This is a genomic window from Bifidobacterium sp. POST2/T3 (B1), from assembly GCF_058197115.1.
In genome coordinates this window covers 1-6,082 of record NZ_JBVPQK010000154.1, presented here as the reverse complement: position 1 = coordinate 6,082, position 6,082 = coordinate 1, and the positions used below count along the sequence as shown (strand labels likewise).

The 6,082-nt window shown below is 61.9% G+C and carries 5 protein-coding genes; 1 reads left to right on the top strand and 4 read right to left on the bottom strand.

Annotated features, from left to right (window positions below; all coding sequences use genetic code 11):
- The 3 genes from AC0AP0_RS07800 to AC0AP0_RS07790 all read right to left on the bottom strand — a co-directional run.
- A partial coding sequence (locus tag AC0AP0_RS07800; protein WP_490430053.1) for a Bax inhibitor-1/YccA family protein occupies positions 1 to 551 on the bottom strand: 551 nt, incomplete at its 3' end.
- Positions 552 to 649: 98 nt separating this feature from the next.
- Positions 650 to 787: a hypothetical protein gene (locus AC0AP0_RS07795; protein ID WP_490430052.1), complete on the bottom strand. Its 138-nt coding sequence runs from the start codon at positions 785 to 787 to the stop codon at positions 650 to 652.
- A 60-nt stretch (positions 788 to 847) separates the two neighbouring features.
- Positions 848 to 4,405 carry an RCC1 domain-containing protein gene (locus tag AC0AP0_RS07790; protein ID WP_490430051.1) on the bottom strand — a complete coding sequence of 1,186 codons (3,558 nt, stop codon included), beginning with the start codon at positions 4,403 to 4,405 and terminating at the stop codon, positions 848 to 850.
- Positions 4,406 to 4,729: 324 nt separating this feature from the next.
- On the opposite strand from AC0AP0_RS07790, the gene AC0AP0_RS07785 reads away from it, so the two are divergent.
- The gene (locus tag AC0AP0_RS07785; RefSeq protein WP_046322763.1) at positions 4,730 to 5,569 is read left to right on the top strand and encodes an aldo/keto reductase; all 840 of its coding nucleotides are present in this window, start codon (positions 4,730 to 4,732) and stop codon (positions 5,567 to 5,569) included.
- A 120-nt stretch (positions 5,570 to 5,689) separates the two neighbouring features.
- Here the strand turns inward: AC0AP0_RS07785 and AC0AP0_RS07780 are convergent.
- Positions 5,690 to 6,082 (bottom strand): GTP pyrophosphokinase (locus AC0AP0_RS07780; protein ID WP_490430050.1); only part of this gene is annotated, 393 nt, incomplete at its 5' end.

The following is a 6,082-nucleotide window of genomic DNA, read 5'->3' as shown; positions in this document are numbered from 1 at the left end:
ATCAGCATGAGCAGGCCGGCCATGAAGATGGACCCCATGCCCAGCATGTTGCGCCGCGTGGTCAGCCCCAGCATGCTCAGGACGAAGAAGAAGCCTGCGCTGATCACCAGGGTCAGCATGATTGACGGCAGGGAGTAGGTCATGAAGATGGTGCTCAGGGTGAAGCCCATCAGGGCCGCATAGATGTAGAACATGACCCGGGCGGTGGAGGTGCGCATGCGCATAACACGGACGCTCAGGACCATGGCGAAGGCCACCTGGACCACGGCCATGCCAATCCAGCCCAAGGTGCCCGTGGCCTGCATGAAGGCCAAGAGCAGACCGGTCCGGGCAGTCAGGTAGGCGGTCAGGGCGGTGACCAGTAGGCCGACGGCCATCTCCGCATAGGCACGGGACATGGAGACCCGTTCCGCCTTTTCAAAGCTGTATGCTGCGTTGGTGTCTATGGGCGAACCCATGCCGTAGGGTTCACCACCCTGCGTGGTAGGCATCGGTTGCTGTGCGTACTGACTGTATGGGGCCTGCGGCCGCGAATCCCCGTTGAAAGCCATCTGCTCCTCCTTGTCGTTCCCGCCTGTGGCGGATGATCGTCTTGTTCAATTCTACATGGCCGGTTTGGCCATATAAAAGGTATTTGCTCTGGCTGGAATCAGGCGAAGATGGCTGCCATGGCGGGATGGTTGCATGCCCACTTCTCGTCGTCGCGGTTGCCCAGCACTTGGCAGGATGGACGTGGTGGGGCGCGGGAGGAGTATCGGCCCCGTGGGGTTTGAGCCTTGACTGGCACGTTCCTCCCTGCTCTCCTGTGTAGGTCAGGGCGGGGGATTGATACGCCTCCTGGCCTCTTTTATTTGGGCGAAGCGTGTGACAGCTGTTGCTGTTCTCTTCGGTGACGGCGGGATGCCAGGACCCCGCCCATGCCGGTCATGCCGGTGGTCAGGGCGAGCAGGATGCCTTCCCCTCCGGCCTGGGGGAGTACGCCCGCAGGCGTGTACGTGTATTTGAGGGAGGTGTCCGGCTGCTGGGGTGCGCCGCACAGCGTATAGTCTACGCTGACCGTGACCGTGCTCGGCAGGTGTTCGGGCGTGGTCACGGTGACGCTGTTGCCATCGCCGCTGGTCAGCCCTGATACGGAGGTCTGGTCGAACCAGACATCAGTGATCACCAGCTGCAGTTTGAACGCCACCGGCACAGGAACACTCGAGCTGCTAGTGGTGCCGTCGCCGAGCCGTCCAGAGTCGTTGCGTCCCCATGCTTTGGTGTTTCCGTCCGTGTCGATGGCCAGCGAATGCTGGTCACCGGCGATTATTCGCAAGGCGTGCAGCCAGGGGCCGGCCTTGCTCGAGGACTGCTCGGAGGCGAGCACCTTCACAGGGTAGGAATAGTAGCTGCTGGTTGCGTTGTTGCCGAGCTGGCCCTTGTCATTGTTTCCCCAGGCGTAGGCGTATCCGTCGCTGCCCACGGCCAGCGAATGCTCGTATCCGCCGTCCACCTGCGTGGCTCGCAGTCCTTTATCATCGTCATTAGGGCTGGCGGGGTCGCGCACGTGCACAGGAACAGTTGAATCCGTTGTGCTGTTGTTGCCGAGCTGACTACAGTAGTCGAATCCCCAAGCGTAGGCGTATCCGTCGCTCCCTACAGCCAGCGAATGAGAGTATCCGCCGCTGATCTGGATGGCTTGTAGTCCTTTGCTTGCGTCCTCGGGGCTGGCGGGATCGCGCACCCGAACAGGAACAGGATTCGCATTCTCGCCGCTGGTGCTGTTGTTGCCGAGCTGCCCATTTTTGTTGTATCCCCAAGCGTAGGCGTAACCGTCGCTGCCGATTGCCAGCGAATGCCTCCATTCCGCGCTCACCTGAATGGCTTTCAGTCCTTTGCTTGCGTCAGCGGGGTCGCACACGTGCACAGGAACATCAGACGGATGGTTGTTGTTGTTGCCGAGCTTGCCATACTCGTTGTATCCCCAGGCGTAGGCGTATCCGTCGCTGCCCACGGCTAGCGAATGAGAGTATCCGGCGCTCACCTGTACGGCTTGTAGTCCTTTGCTTGCGTCCTCGGGGCTGGCTGGGTCGCGCACTCGAACAGGAACAGGATTCGCATTATTGCCGCTGGTTGTGTTGTTGCCGAGCTGGCCATACGGGTTCCATCCCCAGGCGTAGGCGTATCCGTCGCTGCCTAAGGCCAACGAGTAATAGCTTCCGGCGCTGACCTGCACGTAGGTGAAATCCGCCGGCAGGTCCGTATACGTCTTACGATCAGGCTTCTTCACCATGACTGGTGTATGCCGGCTGGTGATCGTGCCGTCGCCGAGCTGGCCATACCTGTTGTCGCCCCACGCGTAAGCGTTCCCGTCACTGCCCACAGCCAAGGAAAAACCATAGGGAATACTGCTGTCGTTTTTTGATCCGCTGACTTGGTTGAATCTGACGCCTCGACTCGTGTTGTCAGGCGGGGCGATGGTGGTGGTTTCGTTGCCCAGCTGGCTGCCCCTGTCGGGGTTGATAGTCCATCTGCCTGGCGTCCATTTGGCGGTGAGGGTGAGGTTCTGGGTGACGGGTTTGCTGAAGTCGTAGGCGACTTGCCCGGTGAACCATCCGTCGAACTGGTAGCCGTCGCGTGCCGGGTCGGGGGAGGGTCGTTTGGCCCTGCCGTACGGGTAGGTGACCTGCTGGTCTTCGGGTTTGGTGTTTGCTTCGCCTGTGTCGAAGGTGACTGTATGGGTGGTGTCTGTAGTGGTGTCTCTGGTCAGGGTCTGGTCGACGGTGTAGTTGAGGTTCTTGGTGAAGGGCTGGCCGTATTGTTTGCCGGTGATGGTGATTGAGGCTGGTCCGGGCTCGCGGGCGGGCATGTCCGTCTGCCAGGCGTCGCCGGTCTTGGTGAGTGTGAGCGTCTGGCCGTCCAGGCTGGCTGTTTCCAATGTGGGCGCGGTGCTGGTGTCGAGCTTGGATGGCTTGCCGGGTTTGCCTTGAGCGTCCGGGCTCCACTGGTATAGGCTGCCTTGTCTGCTGGTGGCGGTGATCCTGCCGTCGGCTTCGGCGGCCTGCGTGTAGGCTTGGCTCCCGTCGTCCGCCCGCTTGGGTGCCTCGCCGGGCTTCCAGACCCAGACTTGGCCGTCCGTGCCGGTGATGATGGCCTGGTTTCTGTTGGTGGTGATTGAGCGGGCTTTCATGCTTTCCTGCAGGCGGATGGCAATCGGATTGGTCGAGTTGTCGGCCAGGTACCAGGCGTGCCCGTCCGCGTCCTGGAGGAGGAGCCCCTGGCTGAGGGCTTGGGCTTGGATGATGCGCATGCCTTGGTCTTGTTCAATGCGTTCGAGCTTGGCTTTTCCTGTGCTGTTCGTCTCCCAGGTCCAGGTTTGCCCGTCCGTGTCCAGGATGAGGATCCGGCTGCTGGAGGCGGCGGCGAGAACGGCCTGCGTCTGCCCGGGCAGGCCGGTTGCGGCCTTCTGGGTGAATTCCGTCTGGTCCTGGCTGTCGGCCTGGTAGGCGTGGACCCGGCCCTGCCGGTCCACCGCCAGGAGCAGGTCATCGTGCATGCTGATGCTGGTGAACCCGGTGTTCCGGTCGGTGTCGAGGATCGTGGGTGTGGCCTGTCGGCTGGTCCAGGCGTAGATCCGCTGGTCGGATCCGAGGGCGGCCTGCCACCGGCTGCCGGCTGTGGCCTGCTGGTAATGGAACCCGCTGGGAGCCTGGGCGGGGAAGGGCACCTGCTTGGGCGGGCTGTCTTTCGTCCATGTGTAGATGCTGCCGTCGCCGGTCAGGCCGACTGTCTGGCCGCCTGCTGTGTGGATGCTGACGTAGTACGGCTTCTGCAGGCCGGGCGGGGTGATGGTCAGCCTGGTGCCGGAGGCGGGCCCGTGGTCCGGGCTCAGCGTCCAGTCCGTGACTTTGGTCCACTGGGCTTTCAGGGTCGTGTCCTGGAGGATGGGGGTCTGCAAGTCGAAAGGCTGACCGTCATATGCCCACCCGTCGAACCGGAAACCATCACGCCGGGGATTGCGTTCCGAAGCAGAGACAAGAGTCCCGGTCTTCACGCTCGCCTGGGTTGGCTTGCTCCCGTCGGCCGGGTCGAAACGCACCATATGCGAGGCTTGATCATCCGTCTGATCGGATGGCTTGTCTGAAGCGGAGTCTGTGTTTTCTGGTGTGCCCGTCGGCGATGACGATGTTGTAGCGCTCGGCGTGGGGTTCAGCGGCGAGGCGGTTTCCAGAGGCGAGGGTGAAGGTAGGGGGGTATTGGTTGCGCTGCTGGGGGGAATGGCGGGGGTTTGCTCAGCTACGCGAGGGCCTGATCCGGCGGGTGCAGGAGCGTCCGCTTGGGCGGATGCGACGCCCAGGCCCGCCAGCAGGCCCAGCAGGACAATCATCATCGCACAGATGCGACGCAGACGGGAAACCAGACGCATGACACCAACCCCCCACCGGCACCATGCAGAATCAGCGCCGTTTGCCTCCTAAAGTTCTGCCTGTCGGAAGCCCTTCTGCCTGCCGACGTAAGATGTGTATCAGATTGCGCGAATCCCGGCGGAAGCCAGTCGTCTCTCGACATCCCGCCCTTTACCCTACCACCAAGACAACAGATAATGTGCGAGTTGTAAATGCATAAAGTTAGGCGTGTGCAGCAGCCGCCAATCGATAAAGTCGTGATTGGCATTTTTCCATCTTGCCTGCCAGCTAGAATGAACACAACACGTCGCGACCTTCGATTGGTCGACAAGGAGTATGCCTATATGACAGGAAACGTCACCGATACCGTCATCACCCTCAACAACGGGGTCAGCATCCCCCAGCTGGGGCTTGGGGTCTTCCAAACACCCGACGGCGAGGCCACCAGCCAGGCCGTCACCTGGGCCCTGCAGGCGGGCTATCGCCACATCGACACCGCCATGATCTACGGCAACGAGCAGTCAGTGGGGGAGGGTCTGCGCCGCTCTGGAGTTGACCGGCGGGATGTCTTTCTGACCACCAAGCTTTGGAATGACGACATCCGTGCGGGACGCACCAAAGAGGCTTTCAAAGAGAGCCTGGACCGGCTGGGTGTGGACTACCTGGACCTCTACCTGATCCACTGGCCCGCCAAGGGCTGGCAGCAGGCTTGGGAGGACATGGAGGAGCTCTACACCCAACGGCGGGTGCGAGCCATCGGTGTCTGCAATTTTCAAAAACACCACCTTGACGAACTGCACACCATCAGCGGCACCAAGCCGGCGGTCGACCAGATCGAGTCCTCGCCCCAGTTCGTCAACGGCGACCTGGTCGACTACTGCCATGGCACCCTGCGAGTGGATGTGGAGGCCTACAGCCCCCTGGGCGGCACCGGCGGCAACCTGCTGGCCGACCCCAGGCTCAAGGCCATGGCCGAGCGCTATGACCGCTCCCCGGCACAGATCGTGCTGCGCTGGCACCTGCAGCGCGGTGTCATCGTCATCCCCAAGTCCACCCACAAGGAGCGGATCGAGCAGAACGCGCAGGTCTTCGACTTCGAGCTGAGCGATGAGGACATGAAGGCCATCACCGCCATGAACAGGGACGAGCGCACCGGCGGGGATCCCGACAACTTCGACTTCTGAGTGATGGTGGTACAGGAGGAGACCCGACCTTGAAGGCGGGGCCTCCTCCCGGGACCCGGCAGAAGCCCCAACCCTTCCACCTGGCCTGATTCCTATGGTAAAGGATTTGTGAGGATTCAGCTAATCGTTATTCCCACTGATGGCTTCGTCGTCGGACTCCTGCTCCTGGGGCGAACCTGAAATGTCTCGGTGGATGGACTGCATCTGCACCTCGATGTTCTGCAGGGAGCGGGCGCAGTCCAGCAGGGTCTGCGAATGTTCGGCCAGGCGGGCGTCGGGCAGGTCGGACTTGTAACGCAGCTGGTGTTCCAGGGAGGCCCAGTAGTCCATGGCAATGGTGCGGAACTGCACTTCGACCGGCGTGTAGTGGGGGCCCGAGGTCAGAAAGACCGGCACGGCGTAGATGACGTGCAGGCTGCGGTAGCCGTTCATCTTAGGGTTGCGGATGTAGTCCTTGACCCTCAGCACCTGGATGTCCGACTGGTCGGAGAGGTAGCGGGAGACCGAGTAGAC